Source organism: Rhizobium subbaraonis, assembly GCF_900220975.1.
Lineage (GTDB): Bacteria > Pseudomonadota > Alphaproteobacteria > Rhizobiales > Rhizobiaceae > Mycoplana > Mycoplana subbaraonis.
Genome location: NZ_OBQD01000026.1, coordinates 25,503 through 44,575 on the forward strand (window position 1 = coordinate 25,503; position 19,073 = coordinate 44,575).

13 protein-coding genes and 1 pseudogene are annotated in these 19,073 nt (G+C 63.2%); 4 read left to right on the forward strand and 10 right to left on the reverse strand.

The window, feature by feature from the left end; translation table 11 throughout:
• Positions 1 to 4: 4 nt before the first annotated feature.
• Positions 5 to 526, reverse strand: a pseudogene (locus CRO48_RS33565) (hypothetical protein); the annotation flags it as partial.
• A 200-nt stretch (positions 527 to 726) separates the two neighbouring features.
• Between CRO48_RS33565 and CRO48_RS27075 the strand changes: the two are divergent.
• The 4 genes from CRO48_RS27075 (at position 727) to CRO48_RS27090 (ending at position 5,272) form a co-directional block, all read left to right on the forward strand.
• Positions 727 to 1,218: a hypothetical protein gene (locus CRO48_RS27075; RefSeq protein WP_097142821.1), complete on the forward strand. Its 492-nt coding sequence runs from the start codon at positions 727 to 729 to the stop codon at positions 1,216 to 1,218.
• A gap of 5 nt (positions 1,219 to 1,223) precedes the next feature.
• Entirely contained in the window at positions 1,224 to 1,922 is a 699-nt protein-coding gene (locus CRO48_RS27080; protein ID WP_210202031.1) for a response regulator transcription factor, read from the forward strand.
• A gap of 12 nt (positions 1,923 to 1,934) precedes the next feature.
• Complete coding sequence (locus CRO48_RS27085) at positions 1,935 to 3,290, forward strand: sensor domain-containing phosphodiesterase (RefSeq protein WP_097142823.1); 1,356 nt, start codon at positions 1,935 to 1,937, stop codon at positions 3,288 to 3,290.
• Positions 3,291 to 3,562: 272 nt separating this feature from the next.
• Positions 3,563 to 5,272: a cation:proton antiporter gene (locus CRO48_RS27090; RefSeq protein ID WP_097142824.1), complete on the forward strand. Its 1,710-nt coding sequence runs from the start codon at positions 3,563 to 3,565 to the stop codon at positions 5,270 to 5,272.
• Between the two features lie 208 nt (positions 5,273 to 5,480).
• On the opposite strand, the gene CRO48_RS27100 is transcribed toward CRO48_RS27090, so the two are convergent.
• From CRO48_RS27100 to lsrA, 9 genes are all read right to left on the reverse strand, one after another.
• Positions 5,481 to 6,779, reverse strand: coding sequence for an alpha/beta hydrolase (locus CRO48_RS27100; protein WP_097142826.1), 1,299 nt, complete (start codon positions 6,777 to 6,779; stop codon positions 5,481 to 5,483).
• 14 nt (positions 6,780 to 6,793) lie between these two features.
• The gene (locus tag CRO48_RS27105; protein ID WP_097142827.1) at positions 6,794 to 9,844 is read right to left on the reverse strand and encodes an efflux RND transporter permease subunit; all 3,051 of its coding nucleotides are present in this window, start codon (positions 9,842 to 9,844) and stop codon (positions 6,794 to 6,796) included.
• Positions 9,841 to 10,944, reverse strand: coding sequence for an efflux RND transporter periplasmic adaptor subunit (locus tag CRO48_RS27110; RefSeq protein ID WP_097142828.1), 1,104 nt, complete (start codon positions 10,942 to 10,944; stop codon positions 9,841 to 9,843). The genes CRO48_RS27105 and CRO48_RS27110 overlap by 4 nt, the downstream gene beginning before the upstream one ends.
• Before the next feature lies 1 nt (position 10,945).
• Entirely contained in the window at positions 10,946 to 12,013 is a 1,068-nt protein-coding gene (locus CRO48_RS27115) for an efflux RND transporter periplasmic adaptor subunit (RefSeq protein ID WP_097142846.1), read from the reverse strand.
• A gap of 1,145 nt (positions 12,014 to 13,158) precedes the next feature.
• Complete coding sequence (locus CRO48_RS27125) at positions 13,159 to 14,412, reverse strand: class II aldolase (protein ID WP_097142830.1); 1,254 nt, start codon at positions 14,410 to 14,412, stop codon at positions 13,159 to 13,161.
• A gap of 65 nt (positions 14,413 to 14,477) precedes the next feature.
• Positions 14,478 to 15,509, reverse strand: a complete 1,032-nt coding sequence (lsrB, locus tag CRO48_RS27130; protein WP_097142831.1) for an autoinducer 2 ABC transporter substrate-binding protein LsrB — start codon at positions 15,507 to 15,509, stop codon at positions 14,478 to 14,480.
• 2 nt (positions 15,510 to 15,511) lie between these two features.
• A complete protein-coding gene (locus CRO48_RS27135; protein WP_097142832.1) occupies positions 15,512 to 16,525 on the reverse strand; it encodes an ABC transporter permease subunit in 1,014 nt (337 codons plus the stop codon).
• Positions 16,522 to 17,553 carry an autoinducer 2 ABC transporter permease LsrC gene (gene lsrC, locus CRO48_RS27140; protein WP_097142833.1) on the reverse strand — a complete coding sequence of 344 codons (1,032 nt, stop codon included), beginning with the start codon at positions 17,551 to 17,553 and terminating at the stop codon, positions 16,522 to 16,524. Before lsrC ends, CRO48_RS27135 begins: the two co-directional genes overlap by 4 nt.
• A complete protein-coding gene (gene lsrA, locus CRO48_RS27145; RefSeq protein ID WP_176526915.1) occupies positions 17,546 to 19,048 on the reverse strand; it encodes an autoinducer 2 ABC transporter ATP-binding protein LsrA in 1,503 nt (500 codons plus the stop codon). The genes lsrC and lsrA overlap by 8 nt, the downstream gene beginning before the upstream one ends.
• Positions 19,049 to 19,073 lie beyond the last annotated feature (25 nt).

Here is a 19,073-nt window from a genome sequence, read left to right on the forward strand (position 1 = left end):
CGCGAACCCATTTCCGCCGGCCCGTGCCATCGATGATCTTCACCTCGATATCGTAGGGCAGACCGGTCGCAACGCAGGCTTCGAAGTGCCGCATGATCGCATCTCGCCATTCCGGCGCAAAATAGCCGATCCCCTCCTCGAAGGTGACCGTCTTGCCCCTGGGTCTCTCGTGGATCGCCCAGGTTTCATCCGACAATTCGATTCTCCGATCGGGCAGGTGCACCACCCATCCGCCGAGCTTCGCGGCCTTCCCGGCAATCTCGATAAGAGCCTGGTTCCCATAGAGATCCTGCGACTGCCGGCGAGCGTCGCGAGGGAGGGCCCCATCTTGACGGAGGAGTCGCCGAGCGATGATCAGCGTTGCGCCGACGACCCAGAGCCATGGAGTGGTCGGGAGCCAGGCGACGACGAAAGCGGAGATGCCGCCAACCAGTACCCCAGCGGAGAACCGATCCGTTGCACATTGTCTGAGAGCAGTCACCAGGACGCGAAAGCCCTTGCCAGCATTTTCGTTTTCCCGTCGCATGGTCCCTCAGCCGTCGTTGATTTCAACCTCTCGATAGTCTCAAGCGATCCCGCAATCCATGAGAGATTGCTAAATTTTACCTTATTTAAACTTGGCGCCGCGGTCGTTTAAGGGTGTGCCGGTCTAATCGATGCCACTAACTGCCGCGCCCCTTGCCTTCCGCCCGCGGATGAGATTTCGGCAAGCATCGAGGTCACCCTGTGAAAGCCACAAAGAGAACGACCTATCTGAACCGTGTCGAATCCGATTACTTCAGCCGCAAGTGGTACAGCCGAAGCGTCACGCTCTTCTGCAATCTGCTCTTCACCGGGAAGTGGATGCGCCAGACGCAGATCGTGCGCTGCCTCGTTGTGGAGATCAGCGAGGGTGGGGCGACGGTTCGCATAGGCAAGTCACAGATTCCAGATCACGCTTACCTTGTTTTCGGCAGGTTTGACGTCGTCGTCGGCAGTATCGTCGTTCAGCGCGATCCGGGGCACCTGCATCTTTGCTTCGTCAAAGAATTGAGGCCGGACTTCGTCAATCGGCTGGCACGCATGAGCTCCCCATTCTCCACCTTGGAAAGCCTCAGCCGGAGAACCATATCAGTGAGCGAAAACGTGCAGCCCATGCTGCGCCCAATGCCATCCCCGCCCTATGGCGCACAGGAAAGAGGCCTGGGCCACTCCACCAAACATTCGAAGAGACTATGAACATAATGATCATCGAAGATCAGCGAGACGTCGTTGATATGTTGCGGCTGAACTGGTCGGATTCTCGGGACCGGCTGGATTGCCTTGCATCCGTGAGGCAGGCGAACCGCTTCATTCATTCAAACGAGCTCGCTGCCTATGACTGCATCCTCATCGACATCAACCTGACAGACGGGAGCGGGCTGGAAGTGCTTCGAGAGGCGCGCTCTCGCTCCGACGTGCCCATCATCATGATCTCGGGCGCTGGAGACGCCGATAGCCGGGCGGACGCAATCAGTGTCGGTGCAGATGACTATGTGATGAAGCCGTTCAGCGTGAAGGAACTGCGCGCCCGCGTCCATCGCCTGCACGAGGCGCGGATAGGCCGCAGAGCTTTGCGGCAGAGTGTTGCTTTCAAGATCGGCAATATCGATTGCGACATCGGACGCCTGTCGATGGATTTCGGCGGCGCCAGTCGGCCGCTGACCGCACTCGAAGGTCGGATACTGCAGGTCCTTCACGACAGTGTCGGTGAGGATTGCCCGAAGTCTTGCATTGCAAGGCAGGCGCTCTTTCGGGAGTACGATCCGCGCGACAAGACGATCGACGTCTACATCAACCGGTTGCGCGGCAAGCTTGCGGAATTGGATGCCGCGAGTGGTGCTGCCATTAAGACGATCCGCGGCGTGGGCTATCGCCTGAGCGATATCCAACAGCAGGGATAGTGGAAAAGCCTTATGCTTCAGTGTGTTGATCGTAACGTGAATTCCGCGGAAACGTTCGGACCCGAAGGCCCCCCGCCGGACGAAGCGGCTCGCCTCAAACGTCTGAGAGAACTCTCCAGTGTGTCGTCCGGTCCGGATCCGGTGCTTGATGCGCTGGTCGATGCCGCCTGCCTTGCGGCCGGTACGCCAATCGGCCTCATCACCTTGCTGGACGGCGAACGCCAATGGTTCAAGTCGAAGCGGGGCATCGATGGGGAAGGTTCCCTCAGGGCGGACGCCTTCTGCGATTACACAATCCAGTCGTCGCGGCCCTTCGTGGTGGCGGATGCCGCTCGCGATTTCCGCTTTGCCGAAAACCCTTTCGTCACCGGAAGCGACAGGATCCGTTTCTATGCCGGGGTGCCGCTGGAGATCGAGCGGGGGCTTCGGCTTGGCTCGCTCTGCGTTCTCGATCGGGTGCCGCGACGCCTCGGGGCCGACGTGCGCGGCTTGCTGGATCGGCTGGCGCGTTGCGCCGTGGAACGTCTCCTGCAATCCGAAGACCGGTATCTGCTGTCCCGGATCGACTCTGGCCGGCTCAATCGCGCGAAGGCCGACAAGGCGGCGCTGGCGCTCGCGGAAGAGGCGCTCGCGCGGGGTCTGTTCGGGCTCCACTACCAGCCGAAGATTGCCCTCGATACTGGACGGCACGTCGGCTTTGAGGCACTTCTGAGGCTCAAGAGGGCCGATGGCTCGGTTCTCAGTCCCGCGGCCTTCGCCGCGGCTTTGGACGACCCAACCCTCTCTAGGCGCATCGGTCGCCATGTTCTGCGGTGCGCCGTCGCTCAAGCCAAGGCGTGGGCGACGGCCGGTGTCGATTTCGGCCACATTGCGATCAACGTTTCGTCGTCACAGTTTATCGCGTTGCCCGGCAGCCCTTGCCTTGTCGATGAAATCCTGGACGCGACGCGGTCGGCCGGACTGTCGCCCCGGCATTTCCAGATCGAGGTCACGGAAGGGGTCATGCTGTCGGAGCAGGGTGGCGATATCGGTGCACAGCTTGAGGCGCTGCGTATGGCCGGCTTTATCGTGGCTTTCGACGATTTCGGTACCGGCTTTGCTTCACTCGTGCATCTTAAGGAATTTGCCTATGACCAGATCAAGATCGACGGTTCCTTCGTGCGTGCGATGACTGGCTCGAGCGCCGATCATGCCATTGTGAAGGCCATCATCGATATGGCGAAGGCGCTGGGAAAGCAGGTCGTCGCCGAGGGTGTTGAAACGGTGACTGAACTCCACGCACTACGAGAGCTTGGCTGTCCATATGGCCAAGGGTTCCTTTTCGGCCGGCCCGCCAGCGCCTCTGATATAGAACTTCTTCCCGATTGATGGACGGGAATACGGATTGCCTCCCCGCGCATCTGATGAGGGGTGCGGTTGTTCATCTGTGTGTGGCCCCCGGAAAAGCCTTAAGCGTCGCAAAGTTGGCCACCGGCTTCGTCCGCGCGTCGCGAGAACCGACATACGTCTAAACCGTCTCGCAGCTCAAACGGAGGATTCGAGACGCCTCCCGTCGGCTGGGTTTTATTCCGCCATACAAGGCAACGCGGCGTTCATGTGGTAGACTTTGCCACCGCCCGCCCGTACCGCCGAGGCATCCCATGACAGAACACCTGCTGACCCAAAGTCTGTCGATGATCATGGTCTCGGCCGTTGCCGTCGGGCTCTTCGCTGCGTTGCGAATGCCTGCCGCCATGGGCTACCTCCTGGCGGGTCTTGCGATTGGTCCCTACGGTCTGAATCTCGTGGCACTCGGGGACGATACCCTCTTTCTCGCCGAACTCGGCCTGATCTTCCTGATGTTCATGGTCGGGCTGGAGTTCTCGCTGAGCACCCTGCTTGCAGCGCGCACCGACGTCCTCCTCGCAGGCAGCCTGCAGGTGGGCGGGACGCTGGCAACGATTGCCGCCGCGCTCTGGGCGCTCGGGCTTGATCCCCGCATCGCCATTCTGCTTGGTGGTGCTGTGGCGATGTCGTCGACGGCCGTTGCCATGAAGCAACTCGCCGAGCAAGGCGAGATTTCAAACCAGCATGGGCGCTTTGCCCTCGGCATCCTGTTGTTTCAGGATATCGCGACGATCCCCCTTCTCGTCGCCGTAGACAGTTGGTCGAGGCAGGCATCCGTCGATCCGTTCGATCTTGTGGTGCGTCTCGGGCTGGCGGCGATCGCACTCATCGCAGTCTCCATCATCGCCCGCCCGCTCGTCCGCACTGTGCTTGCAGGTGCTTCCAAGTCCCGCTCGAACGACTTGTTTCTCCTGGCGGCGCTTTTCGTTGCTCTCGGTGCCGCCTATCTCGCCCATCTCGCTGGTCTGGCTTTGCCGATCGGGGCCTTCATAGCCGGCATGGTGATCGGCGGAAGCGACTTTCAACACCGTGTCGAGGACGATTTACGCCCGTTCCGTGACGTGCTTGTCGGTCTATTCTTCGTCACAGTGGGCATGCAGATTGATCTCCGACTGATCGTGGTGTTTCCATACGCGATCCTCGCTTGGTGTGCGGTCTTTCTGTTCGGCAAAGCGCTCATTACCTTCATTGTTGGGCTCCTGCTGCGCAGGTCCGCCGCGGTCGCCCTCCGTGTCGCAGTCATCCTTGCCCACGGCGGAGAATTCGGCCTGCTATTGTTGACCCTGGCCATGAACAGCGGCCTGCTGACCTCCGAGGTCGGTCAACCGGTCCTGATTGCCCTTGCGCTTACCATGGGCCTGGCCCCAGTGTTGATTCAGCACAGCGCGGCGCTTGTCGAACATCTTGTCGGCGATCGGCGCGCCCGTGTGGCCGCAGCCGAGGATGCACTTCGCACAACAAGCGAATCGCTCGACCAACATGTTGTGCTGTGTGGCTGCGGACGTGTCGGCCGCCTCGTTGCCACCGCGTTCGAGGAGGCGAAGATACCGCACATTGGCATTGAGTCCGATCTCGCGCGGTTCAAGGAAGCTCAACGACAAGGCCACGCTATCGTCCACGGAGATGCCGCGCATCGCCGGATATTGTCCGCCGCAGGCCTCGCAAAGGCCAGGCTGGTCGTCATCACCTTTGATAGGCACTCCGCCGTCGAACGAATCCTGAAGTTTGCGAGCGAGCAGCAGGTGGCAATCCCCTGTGTTGTCAGTACGGCCGATGATCACGATATCACGGCTCTTGTCAAAGCCGGTGCGAACGTCGTCTTTCCTGAAAATCTAGCCGCCGGTCTTGCGCTCGCCGACCAGTCGCTTCTGCTGTGCGGCCTCACCCAGGAAGAGGCAGGGCGGATCGTTACCACGCTTCGAGCCGAGCTTAATCCGGAGCTTCGGGAACGGGTCGGCATCTGATGACGGGTAGCGCAAGCTCGTCGAGGGAATCGTCAGTAGTGCTGTTCGTGCGAGGCGCGCCAAAAGCGAACGGCGGGTTTGCTTCTGCTCAGCGGTTTGTTCGTGACCTGACTGGAGTCGCAGCGGAGTTCCTTCCAGGCATCACCGTGCTCACCTTCGTCGTTATGGTTGTTGTGTGGGCGCTCGCGTTCGGCGCCCAGTCTTCACACTAGTACGCGATCTGTCCGTCGACCATCTGGGCGGTTGACGGGGTAAGCTCGCGTTTCAGGACTTCGCGAGCCTCGCCGCTGATAACCGAGACCGGAGCCGCAACGGCCACACGCGCTGCCGAGCCGGCGAAATTGGCGGCGGCCACACCGACACGATCCGCGAACGTCGCCTCTCCACTCGCGAGCGACTGCCCGGCCAGCCGCCGCCCAAGCAGGCGGACGACCTCGGGGCTGTCGGCAAAGGTATTGTGGCCGAGCGGATCGTTCGACGCGACGGAACTCGTGTCGATGACCGACACGCCCAGTTCTTCAAGCACGGAGGCATAGGGTCTGAGATCGGATCCCCCGACGCGGTCCACGCCGCCCGAGAGCCAGCGGGACGCCCCGAGCGCCTTGTCGCGTGTCGATGCCAGGATCGCAAAGTGCGGTCGCTTTGGCCCCATCTCGACAAACTGACGCCGAAACACGTCGATATCGATGTCCGGCGATGCGAGAATGACATTGCTGACCTTCGCCGGGATTGATTTTTCACGCATGGCGACGCCGCGCAGCGCCTCTGCTGCGAGCCAGCCTCCCATGGAATGAGCGAGAATCGTGACGTCTTGCACATCGGGGCTCTTTGCGACCTGAAGGATCAGGTCCTCCAAGGCGCGACGCGAATAGTTGGCGCTCTCCTTGTCGTAAAGGTAGTCGAACGCCCGCCCTCGTGACGGCCAGGTGAACAGGATTGGCGCCGCATCCGTTCCTGAATCGTGAACGATTTGCGCCAGGCGGAAGACGGCGTCGGCATAGGTATTGTTGAAGCCGTGCACGAAGATGAGCACCTGGCGCTTGGAATTTCGATTTTTGCGAAACCACTCCAGTGCCTGACGTTCGGATTCGGCCTTGGTGACTTCGAGTACCGCGAATTCCTTTTCCGGATTCGGCGGCACGCGGGAAGGCCACTGCACCTCGCCGATCTTGCGGTTCCGATCCGGAGGAATGGAGACGGCGACGCTGTTGAGCGAGATCGCCGTTCCGCGCTCGCCGGTGTAGAGCTTGCCGGGGCTTTCCGAAGGCTTGCGTGTCGTAGCAACCAGCATGTCCACCCTGCTGGCGTCGCGGGCAGCCACCTCGGCAGGCTGAAGGACATTCTCCACCCGCGTCGCGCAACCGGGTGCGAGGAAAGTTAGCACCACAAGGAAAGCAAGCGCCCGCCGCGGGAACGCAACTATCGCAGCGATTGGGTACAGTCGGGTCGTCCGTTGCGCTGCCCGGGCGCCGTTTCGCCCGGGGAGAGAGAACCTGGAAAGTGTCATGTCAGTGTCGCTCGTCAGTGTAGCTCGGCTTCACGCGGTATCCTGAACCAGGCGACATAGAGCGCCGGCAGGAACAAGAGCGTCAGCGCCGTTCCGACGACAATACCTCCCATCATGGCATAGGCCATGGGTCCCCAGAAAATCTCGTGCGAGATCGGGATCAGCGCCAAGGTCGCGGCCGCCGCGGTCAGCATGATCGGCCGCATGCGATGTTCGGTCGCCTCGACGACCGCCTGCCATGGCGACACACCCTTCGCCCGCAACACCTCGATCTCTACGATGAGGATCACGGAGTTGCGGATGAGGATGCCGACGAGAGCCAGCACGCCAAGGAGCGCGACGAAGCCAAGCGGAGCATGGCTGAACAGCAGGGCCGCCACGACGCCGATAAGCGCCAGCGGAGCGACCGAGAAGACCAGGAACAGTCGGTGGAAGCTCTGAAGCTGGATCATCAGCAGCGTCGCCATGATGAGCAGCATGGCCGGCGCTACGCTTGCGATCGGACCTTGGGACTTTGCGCTCTCTTCGACTGCGCCGCCGACCTGGACGGAGTATCCGACCGGCAGCGTCTTTTCGAACGCCGCAACCTTGTCGGCGAGCGCGTTTGCAATGGTCGCCGGTTGCGTGGCGTCGCTGATCCCTGCCTTGATCGTGATGGTCGGGACACGATCGCGGCGCCAGATCGTCGGCTGTTCGAGCTCATAGCGGAAGGTTGCGACCGAGGATAGGGGGACGGACTGGCCGTTGCTGCTCTGCAGTTGCAGGTCGAGCAGGGTGTCGATCGAACGGCGCTCAGTTTCCGAGGCGCGGCCGACGACATCGACCAGATAGATGTCGTCCCTCACTTGCGTTGCAGCGTTACCTTGTACGACGGTGTTGAGTGCCATCGCGATATCCTGGGACGAGACGCCGAGCTGTCGCGCCTTGTCCTGCAGCACGTCGACCTTGACGACGCGGGCCGGTTCATTCCAGTCGAAGGCGAGGTTCTTCAGCGAAGGATGGGTGCCGACGACAGACCCCAGCTTAAGTGCCAGTTCGCGCACCGTCTGCAGATCCTCGCCCGACACGCGGTACTGAACCGGCTTTCCGACCGGTGGCCCGATCTCCAGCAGCTTCACATAGGCATCTGTTCCCGGGAATGTCTTCTGAAGGTAGGCTTCCACTTCCCGCTTCAGGCTATCGCGATGCTCGAGGCCCTTGGTGACGATGACGGTCTGGCCGAATGCCACGTCAGCCGGCTGTACGTCGAAGGAAAGGATGAAGCGCGGTGCGCCCCGTCCGACATAGGTCGACCAGTGCTCGACCGCGGGGTTGCCGGCCAGCATCTCTCGCTCGAACTGCCCCATCTGGCGGCTCGTCTCGGCAATCGAGCTGTTCTGCGGCAGGTTCCAGTCGATGATGAGTTCGGGCCGGTCGGAACTTGGGAAGAACTGCTGTTGCACCATCGTCAGGCCGGCGACCGATCCCGCAAACATCAGGACCGTCGCAAGGATCGTCATCCAGCGCCAATGCAGGCAGAATTGCAGCAGCCGCGAAAATGCCCTGGCGAACCAGCCCTTGTGTTCGGCATGCTTCTTCATCGTCTTCGGCAGGATGGTTACGCCGATCAGCGGGGTGAACAAGACCGCCACGATCCAGGATACGATCAGCGAAACGGCGATGACGACGAAGAGGGTGAAGGTGAACTCGCCGGCGTTGCTCTTGTTGAACGCGACCGGGATGAAGCCCGCTACGGTCACGAGCGTGCCGGTCAGCATCGGGAAGGCCGTGGACGTGTAGACGTAAGTGGCGGCCTTCCTGAGACTGTCGCCCATCTCCAGCCGCGCCACCATCATCTCGACCGCGATCATGGCGTCATCGACGAGCAGGCCGAGGGCGATGATGAGGGCCCCGAGCGAGATGCGTTGCAGCGAAATTCCCGAGTACTGCATGACCAAGAAGGTGATGGCCAGGACCAGCGGGATCGCGATCGAGACGACCAGGCCGGCCCTGACGCCGAGACTGATGAAACTGATCGCGAGTACGATGGCGACGGCCTCGAACAGGGCCTTTGTGAAGCCTCCCACGGCCTCGTGAACGACTTCGGGCTGGTCAGAGACCTGTTCGACGGAGACGCCGACCGGAAGATCCTGAATGATCCCAACCATGGCTTTTTCGAGCGCTTCCCCGAAGGCAAGCACGTTTCCGCCCGTTTTCATGCCGATCGCCAGCCCGATTGCAGGCTTGCCGTTGAAGCGGAAGAGCGAGTGCGGCGGGTCGACATAGCCGCGCGTGATGTTCGCGACATCGGTCAGCGGGAAGAAGCGGTCGTTCACGCGGAGATTGATTCCGCGCAAGGTGTCTTCGGAGATAAACCGTCCGCCGACGCGCAAGGCGATGCGCTCCGGTCCCGTCTGGACGAAGCCCGACTGGGTGACGGCGTTCTGCGCCTGCAACGTGGAAATGATGTCGGCGCGATTGATGCCAAGGGCGGCGATCTTGCGGGTCGAGAATTCGAGATAGATCACCTCGTCCTGCGCGCCGACGATATCGACCTTGCCCACATCCGGAATCCTGAGGATCTGCGTGCGTGCGTCCTCCGCGAAATCGCGCAGTTCCCTGAAGCTCAGCCCGTCGGCTGTGAAGGCATAGATGTTGCCGTAGACGTCACCGAACTGATCGTCGAAGAACGGCCCGATAACGCCTTGCGGAAATTCATGCGTGATATCGTCGATGAGGTTGCGCACCCGTGCCCAGGTGGGCTTCACATCCCGCGCATTCGTCTCCGGCAGCAGGTCGACGAAAACGATCGTCTGGCCGGCGGTGGTGATGCTGCGGGTATGTTCGAGATTGTCGAGTTCCTGCAGCTTCTTTTCGATGCGGTCGGTCACCTGCTGCGTCACTTCCTGGGCGGAGGCGCCGGGCCATTGGGCCTGGATGACCATTGTCTTGATCGTGAAGGATGGATCTTCTTCGCGGCCGAGAGCCATGTAGGCATAGGCGCCCGCCACGACGAAGATGACCATGAAGTACCAGACGAGAGAACGATGCTCGAGCGCCCAGTCCGAAAGATTGAATTTGTTCACGGGCGTAGCTCCTGTTCGACTTTCACCTTCTGGCCATCGGTCAGTTCGTTGACTCCGGCGACGACGACCTGTTCTCCCTCCCGCAGTCCGGACAGAACCCGCACCGAGCGGGACCCGGCCACACGGTTGTCGAACAGGACCGACCTTGCAGTGACCGTGCCGGTCGACGGATCCACGATCCAAACGCGGTCCGCGCGATCCTTGTCGCTGACGGCGGAGCTCGGCAGGGCGATTGCTCGCTTCGCCCCTTCGACGAGGGGCGTTGCCGTCACCACGGCGCCGAGGCGGAAGACCTCTGGTGCCGGCTCCATCGCAATCTTCAGCCGGTGGGTGCGGGTACTCGGATCGGCCTGCGGCGAAATCTCGCGTACGACGCCAAGGGTTCGCACCCTGCGGTCGAGTTGGAGGGCAATGCTGTACCGGTCGCCAAGGTGTACGGATCGGAACTGTGCTTCGGGAACATCGACCACCACATCGCGCTGCTCGATGCGCGCCAGTCTCAGGACCGGCTCTCCCGCCGCGACCGTCTGTCCCATTTCGCCGAAGGTGGCCGTGACGACACCGTCGAATTCCGCCAGCAGCTCGGCATAGCCAAGCTGCTCGCGCGCCTTGGCGACACTCGCCGTGGCCTTGGCAACATTGGCCTCGGCCGATCTCAGCTGTTGCTCGGCCAGTTCGTGGTCGGCCACGCTGCCAACGTTCTTGCTTGCGAGCGTTCGTTTGCGCCTTTCCGTCGTTACGGCGTTCGTCAGCTGCGCCTGGGCATCGCGCAAATTGGCTTCCGCGCTCGTGACCGCGAGTTGCAGGCTGAGCGGATCGATCTTGGCGACGACGTCGCCCTTGTGCACGAGATCGCCGGCGTCGACCTTGCGCGAGACCATGCGTCCTAAGGTCCGGAATGCAAGGTCCGTCTCGATCCGGGCGCGCACGACGCCGGGTAGACTGGCTAAGGCCTCCGGCTCGGCTGTCGCCGTGACGGACTTGACCGGTCGAGGGCTTTCCGCCTGCGCGGCGATTGAGCGCTGGTCGCAGCCGACGAGGAGCGTGACCGACAGCAGCAGCGGCAGCGCCGCACAGGGAAGAGAGCGAGCGTGCTGCATCTTACTGGCCTCCCCAGGCGACGGTCTGGCCTTCCTTGAGGAACTTTCCGCCCTCGGTGACGATCAGATCGTTCGGAGCGATGCCGCCGGTCACGACGAAGTCGCCCTTGCGATAGCGGTCGACCGAGACCTTTCGCAGCGAGACGGAGCCGTTTTCGGTTTTGACCAGCCAAACGGCGGGGTCGCCCCCGGCGGAGGCGATCGCGTTGTAGGGAAGCACGATACCCTCATGCGGCGCAGATTGGAGCTTGCCGACCACCGGCGTGCCGAGCGGCCAATGCGCATCCGCGTTCAGTTCCACCTTGACCCGGATCGTGCCGGCTTTCGTGTCGATCACCGGTGAGACCTCGCGGATCCTGGCGTTTACCCCGAGCGTCCGATCCCCGACCGGTGCCACCTCGACATTCGCCAGCGGCGGCCCATCCAGAAAGAAGGCCTCGAACACGTCGAACACCGCGTCCCTCGGACCGTCATGGGCGAGCGTGAAGGCCGGCTGTGCAGCGGACATGACCTGTCCCACTTCCAAGCTGCGGGCGGTGATGATCCCGTCGGCTTCAGCCTTCAGCTCCGTAAAGGACAGCGCATCCTCGGCCGTCGCCAACGCGGCTTCGGCAGCGTCCAGAGAGGCCTCGGCGCGCGTCAGCTCTTTCCGAGCCTCATCGAAGGTCTCCTGCGAAATGACCTGCGATTGCACGAGGGCCCTTGATCGCTGGAATGCCAGCGTCTTCTGCTGGACCACCGCTCGCGCCGATTCCAGCGCAGCTCTTGCGCCCCAGACATCTGCTTGCTGCTCTGTATCGTTGAGGCGCGCAAGCACCTCCCCGGCGCGAACGTGTGCGCCCACGTCAACCTGCCTCTCGATCACTCTGCCACTGACGCGGAATGAGAGTTCGGTCTGGATTCGCGCCTTCACCTCACCGGTAATTTCCGCACTCCGCTGATATTGAGCCGAGGTGGCCGGAATGACCCGCACCTGTTGAGGCGGCGGAGACGCGGCTTCCGTTTTGTCGTCGCAGGCGGCGAGATGGGCGCAGGCGAGACCAATTCCCAGAATTCGAAGGGGCTTCATTTTTTCTCCGTTGCCGTTTGCAACCATCAGAGAGCTGGCGCTTCGCCTGCGGATTTCCTGATCGCTGTAAGGGCTGTGCCAGATGTTGACGGTGCCCACTTAAAGATTAAAGTGGGCGACGTCAACATCGCACCGGAAGAAATGTTGACGCGCGTTGGCGGCCGTGCCTGCTGCGCGACGGGCGCGGGCTGGTGCGACTGGTCGGTGATGCACCGCCCCTCGGTGGCGGCCTGCGCCAGGCCCTGTTCGGACGGTTCGTGCTCACCATCAATGCAATCGTGAAGGGCGGCATCGTGGTGTCGCTCGTGCAGGGGCGCTCGGTGGGCGAGGCGTCCTTGAAGAAGGCAGCACGAAGACCGCCGTCGAGAACACCAGGAAATTCGCCAAAGTGTACCGTCTGTCAGACGTCCACAATCAGCCGCCAATGAAGCTCGAGCCGTGGTTCGACGAGACCTGGAAGCCGGGTGCATTCGAACCGGTCGAGTGACACCGGAACACGCGCTATGAACTGATTGCGACGTAGGAGCTCGCAGCCAGCGGGTATCTACGACGCCGATCCGACAGCTACGGTCGGATCGGGCTGGCGCGGACGCGGCATTGCAGTGCTCATCGGTCGGGGGATTTCAATGGCCGCTTCGGGTCGGAAATGGCCATGGTCGGCTGAGAACCGTACATCCGCACTTGAGGCAGCCGTGCGGCGAGCGGACTAGTCCGCTTCCGGCCCCATATCCGCCTTTCCGGTTGTTGCAAAGCGACACTGCTCGCCTTCGACGCCCGTCAATTCCTCCGAAATGCGCTGATGCTCGTCGGGTTCGCTCCGGATCGTGGCCGCCAAATATCGACAGATCTTCTGGGCGACGGCGTCGACCCATGCCGAAGAACGCGGCATGGCGGCGGGACGGAGCCCGATGCGGCGATAGCCGTATCGGCCAGGCTGGAGGGCGAGCGCGGGATGTCGGCCGTCAGCGCCGCTTCATCATCGAGGCACTGCAATCTTGCCCTGCGTGGAACGAGGTTGACCGGGAACCCCGCATGCCCGGCGTGCGGACACCCTCAGATCATCGCATGATCCACACAGGCGCCACGACGGGCGGGGCTCGGTTCAAATCTCATGAACGTCACACGAGGCGCCGTTTGAGCCGGCACTACTGAGCCGCGACCTGCAGCTTGGCCTGCTCCAGCGACCAGTACTCCATATCGAAGAGGTCGGCCTCGCCGATGGGAGTAAAGCGGCCATAGGCTTCTGCGGCGTTGATCACCCGGGTCGCCTGTTCACAAAGGTCGCCGCCGATCGTTGCAGCCTTGGCAGTCGCGCCGAGGGCATAGATACCTTTGCCCCGAACCAGAACGACGCGAGGATAGACGTCCAGAATGCGCTTCGGTTCATTCGTGCGGGCAGCGTTGCGGGTGAAGTAGGCACGGTAACGCTCGGCATAGGCGGCGAGCGCTTTGTCGATCGAAGCCTCTTTCGCATCGGCCTCGATGACCATCGGCCAAGGCTTGATGCGGATGACGTGATCCGGTGTGACGGTGCCTCGCAGGCCGATGGCCTCCACATTCTCCTTGGAAGCGTGCTCGCGGATCGCGTTGGTCGAGCGATAGTCGAGAATGACGCCGTTTGCGAAGTGGGAGCCGTCGCGGGTAAGCGCGTTCTCCAGCCGTGCCCTGAGCGCTGCGTCTTCCTCGCCGTCGCTCGGCTGAGGGCCGGTGAGCTTGACGCCGGCGCGCTGAAGCTCCTCTTCCGCCATGGTGACGAATTCGATCATCAGTTCATAGGAGGCGCGGGCATCGGCGGCGAAGGTGAAGAGACCATGGTTCTCCAGCCAGAGGCCTTCGCAGCCCGGATGGTCGCGGTAGATGCGATCGGCCACGATCGAAAGGTCGAAGCCGGGCATGACATAGGGTACGTAGGCGAGGCGGTCGCCGTAGATCCGCTTAACCGTCTCGCGCATGTCGGGTTGGTCGGCGAGTGCGAGGATCGCCGTTGCATGCGTGTGGTCGACGAAGGCGAAGGGCAGGAATGCGTGCAGCAGGGCCTCGACGGACGGGTTCGGCGCGTGCGTGTCGATGAGGCTGGCGCGCAGCAGAGCAACCATGTCCGGGTCGGAGAGTTTTGGACCGTCGCGGGCTTCGAGCAGCGGCGCGAGACGCACGGCCGGCAGGCCCGGCGCCTCGATCGTGTCGAGATCCCAGCCACTGCCCTTGATGTGCATGAGCGCCTCGCCATCAGCCGACGTCACCTTCACGGAGGTGTTGCCGCCACCGTGCAGGACGAGGTCCGGGTCGCCGCCGATAATGCGGGAGGTGTAGATGCGAAGGCCGAGGGCCTCGCTCTGTCCCGCCGCGCGCGCGGCCTCCACGTAACGGGCTGCGTCCTCGTCGTTCCAGCGGCTTTTCATGCGGATTGTCCTGTCCTTGAAATGAGTGCTGCGGGCAGCCGGAGCTGCCCGCCGTCCATGAGTGATCAGAAGTCGAACTTGGCGATGTTGTCCTTGGTGAAGACGGTGCGCTCCGGCAGCAAGATGATGCCGTTGCCGTCGGCCTCGTAGTCGTAGCCCTGCACCTTGTTGGCCGAGACCTCGACCGTGCCGACGCCGGGGATTTCAAGCTTGTCTCCGACCTTCATCGGGCCGTTCTTCAGGACGTGGTCGGCGACGTAGACCGAGATCTTGCCCTGCTGCGTGACGTCCCACAGGCCGAAGCGCTGGATCGTGCCGCGCTCGATATAGGGGCGCATGACGTTCGGCGTGGAGAAGCCGACGATGGTGACGCCTTCGCTGCGTTTCAGGTTTTCGGCGGCCTGCGCGGCGGCCGGCAGGGCGTTGGCGTCAGGCGCGATGATCGCGTCAAGGTCCGGATAGGTCTGGAGGATGCTTTCAGCCGTCTGCAGCGACTTCTGCGCGTCGTTGTAGCCGTACTGGGTGGTGACGATCTCCCAGCCCGGATGCTCCTTGGCGATCTTCGCCTTTGCGGCTTCCGCCCAGGCGTTCTGGTCGGTTACGGTGGGGCTGGAATAGAAGAAGGCGACCTTGGCCTTCTCTTTCGTCACGCCTTCCGCGGCCATGTCGACCAGGAGGCCGCCGAGTTGCTCGGGCGTGCCCTGGTTGATGTAGTAGCTGCGGCAATCGGGGTTGACATCGCTGTCCCAGGTCATGACGAGCACGCCGCGCTCCATCGCGCGCTTCAGCGCCGGGCACAGGCCGTCCGGCGAGACGGAGGAGACGATGAGTGCGTTGTAGCCCTGGTTGACATAGTTGTTGATGAACTGCACCTGGCCGGAAACGCTCGGCTCGGTCGGGCCGTCATAGGTGACCTTCGCGCCAAGCTCTTCGCCGGCCTTTGTCGCGCCGGCGCCGCCGGAGGTGAAGAAGCCGACGCCCACCAGCTTGGGGATGAAGGCGATCTGGTTTTCGGCATGCGCCGTGCCCGAGGCGAGCATGGTGCCGGCGGCGAGCACTGCGGCAAGAGCGCCGGATTTCATGATGGACTTGATCATTCTCATTCTCCTCCTGAAGTGACTGCCGCCCGGTTTTTTCTCGTTTGCCGGGCGACGGCGATGAAATCGGCCAGCATTGCACTTCCGTGGCGCAATGCGACCGCGACAACCAGCAACCCTCCCGAAAGTGCGCTGGAAATCTGGCTGGGGACGCCGGCCGCCTGCAGGCCTTGCTGCAGGTAGCCGATGACGAAGGTGGCGATCAGGGTGCCGAGGATGGACCCCTGACCGCCATAGATGGAGGCGCCGCCGAGCACGGCCGCGGTGACGGCCGGCAGCAGCGTCGCCGAGCCGAGGTCGACACGCGCGGAGCCGAAATAGGCTGACATGACGAGGCCGGCGATGGCAGCGGACACGCCCGTGATGACATAGGTGATCGTCTGCACGCGGCCGACCGGGATGCCGGCGAAGCGCGCCGCGCTTTCCGACTGACCCGAAAGGAAGACGGCGCGGCCAAAGCGGGTGAAGTGCAAGAGGACGACCAACACGAAGGCGAGCGCGAGGAAGAGCGTCAGCGGGGCCGGCAGACCGAGGATCTCCGCATAGCCGAAGGCATTGAAGGCTTCCGGGAAGTTGCCGATGCCCTCATAGCCGCCGGCGCCGACGAGGCCCGAGGCCACCGTCGCCGTGCCCTGGAAGAGATAGAGGCTGCCGAGCGTGACGACGAGCGGCTGGATCTTCGACAGGTGGATGACGGTGGCGTTGAGGAGGCCGCAGAGGGCGCCTGAGACGAGCGCGAGCGCGATCGAAAGCGGCAGCGGAACGCCGTAGAAGGTGGCTACGCCGAAGACGATGGCGCCAAGGCCGATCACCGAGGCGAAGGAGACGTCTATGCCGCCCGCGATGATGACGAGGGTCAGCGGCAGGGCGACGATGCCGATCTGCACGAAGTCCGACGTGCCGTAGATGAGGTTTGCTACATTGAGGAAGCGCGGATTGACGAGGCCGAAGATGACTAGCTCGGCGACGAGCATGGCAAGGAGGGCGCTTTCCCAGCGGAAGATCAGCTTCTTCATCGGCCGGCCTCCACGATGCGTGCCTTTGTTGTGTCAGCGGGTTGGGCGGGGCCGCGCTCGTGCACGGCATAGCGACGGGCGCGGATTCGGCGGTCGATGATCTGGCGGATGCGCCCGTCGAGCAGCAGCACCGAGAGCAGGATGGCGCCGGCGATGAAGTCGTTCCAGTAGGCAGGAATTTTGAGGAAGACGAGCGCGCTGTCGATCGAGGTGATGAAGATGACGGCGGCAAAGACGCCCGCGACCGAGCCGGTGCCGCCGAGGAGGCTCACCCCGCCGAGCACGTTGACGGCGATTGCCTTCAGCTCGATGCCGTTGCCGGCCTGGTTGGGGATGAAGCCTATCTGCGCGGCGAAGACGAGGCCGGCGAGCGCGGCGCATAGGCCCGTCGCGACGAAGGCGGCGAACTGCACGCGCCTGACCGGGACGCCGAGATGGTGCGCGGCAGCGCGGTTGTCGCCGACGGCGTAGAAATAGCGGCCGAAGCGTGTCTTGCGCAGGAAGAACCAGGCGAGGGCGACGAGTGCGAGCACGACGACGGTCAGCGCCGAGAAGCCGAGGCCGTGATTGCCCGCAAGGGCCTTCAGGTTCTGCGGCAGATCCTCGATCCAGCGCCCGCCGGTCAGCACGAGCATGATGCCGCGGTAGAGGCCGAGCGTGCCGAGCGTGGCGACGATGGAGGGAATGCCGAGATAGGCGACCATCAGCCCGTTGAAGGCGCCAGCGAGGGCGCCGGTCGCAAGGCAGAAGGCGATGGCAAGCGGCAGGCTGACGCCGGCGTTGAGCGAGAGGCCGAGCACGGCGGCGCTGAGGCCGAGCACCGAGCCGCTGGAGACGTCGATATTGCGCGTCAGGATGACGATCATCGTGCCGAGCGAGATGAGCATCAGCACGAGGCTGTTGGAGATGACGACGGAGGCGGTGGCGCCCGAGAGATAGCCGGGCGCGACAGCGCCGATAGCGGCATAGGCGACGAAGAGTACGGCGATGAGCGTTGCGACGCGGTTGCGCGCGAAAAGGTCAAGCATGGCGGGCCTCCGAGGCGCCGAAGGCAAGGCGGGCGATGGCGTCGACCGAGATGTCATCCGTGAGTTCCCCGCCGGATTGGCCGAAGGCCATGACCTCGACGCGGTCGGCGAGCTGTTCGATCTCATCGAAATCCGATGAGATGAGGACGATGGCGACGCCCTCGGCGGCGAGCTTGCGGATGATGTCGTAAATGTCGTTGCGGGCCGCGACGTCGACGCCGCGTGTCGGCTCGTCGAGGATCAGCACCTTCGGCCGGGCAGAAAGGCACTTTGCCAGCAGCACCTTCTGCTGGTTGCCGCCCGAAAGGCCGTGCGCCTCCTGGCCAGGGCCGGTGCACTTGATGCCCATGCTGGCGCGAAAATCGTCGAAGGTCTTCCGCTCTGCGCCTGGGCGCAAGAAGAAGGGCAGGCGATGCACGAGATAGGACGAGACGTTCCAGAAGAGCGGGGCTTCGAGAAAAAGGCCGTGCTGCTGGCGGTCTTCCGGCAGGTAGACGAGGCCGCGATCGATGCAGACGCGCGGCGAGCGCTTCTTTAGTTCCTCGCCGTCGAAGACGACGCTGCCCGCGGACTGGGGGCGGAGACCAAAGAGCGTTTCGGCGAATTCGGTGCGTCCTGCGCCGACGACGCCGGCAAGGCCGAGGATTTCGCCGGCCCGGACGTCGAGGCTGATGTTGCGGAAGCCTTCGCCGCTAAGGCCGCGCACGCTGAGGCGCGGCCTGCCGATCTGCGAGACCTTCCGACCGGTGCGATCCTTGCCGGAGGCGGCCGTGATCTGCACGCGGCTCATCGCGTCGATGATCTCGGCGTCGCTGTAGCTGTCGAGCGGGCCGGAAAGCACGATGACGCCGTCGCGCAGCACGCTGATCGTGCCGCAGATCTCGCGGATCTCGCGCAGCTTGTGGGAGATGAAGAAGATGCCGACGCCCTGCGCCTGCAATTTGCGCACGCGCTGGAAGAGCGCGTTCGTCTCGAAGGGGGTGAGGGCGGAGGTGGGCTCGTCAAGGATCAGCACGCGCGCATCGCGCACGAGGCCACGCAGGATCTCGACGATCTGTCGCTCGGCGATCTCGAGGGCGGCGGCCTGGGCGTCGAGGTCAAGCGAGACGGAAAGCTCCGTGACAAGCTGCTCGACGCGCGGGCGCAAGGCTCGCGGCGAGGCGGCAAGGCCAAGGCAGATGTTCTCGAGGACGCTCTGGTTGGGCAGGATGTGGGCTTCCTGCGGCACCAGATAGAGGCCGAGGTCCTGCGCATGGGCCGGCGAGGCATGGGTAAGCGCCCGGCCGTTGATTTCGATCGCGCCGGAATTGGCCGGGATGACGCCCGACATGATCTTCATGAGGCTCGACTTGCCGGCGCCGTTGCCGCCGAGAAGCGCGTGCACTTCTCCGGCCTGCAAGGTGATTGAGACGCCCTTCAGCACCGGAACGGCGCCGTAGGACTTCCAGATGTCCGTCAGCTTCGCGACCCTCCCGGCCGCAGGGCTCCCAGTCATTCCGCACCTGTTCATATGTAATACA

What these genes read in the sequence shown, in the direction of transcription:
- CRO48_RS27080 (WP_210202031.1), top strand. Translation starts at nt 1,224, where the DNA reads ATGATCATCGAAGATCAGCGAGACGTCGTTGATATGTTGCGGCTGAAC.
- CRO48_RS27085 (WP_097142823.1), top strand. Translation starts at nt 1,935, where the DNA reads ATGCTTCAGTGTGTTGATCGTAACGTGAATTCCGCGGAAACGTTCGGA.
- CRO48_RS27090 (WP_097142824.1), top strand. Translation starts at nt 3,563, where the DNA reads ATGACAGAACACCTGCTGACCCAAAGTCTGTCGATGATCATGGTCTCG.
- CRO48_RS27100 (WP_097142826.1), bottom strand. Translation starts at nt 6,779, where the DNA reads ATGACACTTTCCAGGTTCTCTCTCCCCGGGCGAAACGGCGCCCGGGCA.
- CRO48_RS27110 (WP_097142828.1), bottom strand. Translation starts at nt 10,944, where the DNA reads ATGCAGCACGCTCGCTCTCTTCCCTGTGCGGCGCTGCCGCTGCTGCTG.
- CRO48_RS27115 (WP_097142846.1), bottom strand. Translation starts at nt 12,013, where the DNA reads ATGAAGCCCCTTCGAATTCTGGGAATTGGTCTCGCCTGCGCCCATCTC.
- CRO48_RS27125 (WP_097142830.1), bottom strand. Translation starts at nt 14,412, where the DNA reads ATGAAAAGCCGCTGGAACGACGAGGACGCAGCCCGTTACGTGGAGGCC.
- lsrB (WP_097142831.1), bottom strand. Translation starts at nt 15,509, where the DNA reads ATGATCAAGTCCATCATGAAATCCGGCGCTCTTGCCGCAGTGCTCGCC.
- CRO48_RS27135 (WP_097142832.1), bottom strand. Translation starts at nt 16,525, where the DNA reads ATGAAGAAGCTGATCTTCCGCTGGGAAAGCGCCCTCCTTGCCATGCTC.
- lsrC (WP_097142833.1), bottom strand. Translation starts at nt 17,553, where the DNA reads ATGCTTGACCTTTTCGCGCGCAACCGCGTCGCAACGCTCATCGCCGTA.
- lsrA (WP_176526915.1), bottom strand. Translation starts at nt 19,048, where the DNA reads ATGACTGGGAGCCCTGCGGCCGGGAGGGTCGCGAAGCTGACGGACATC.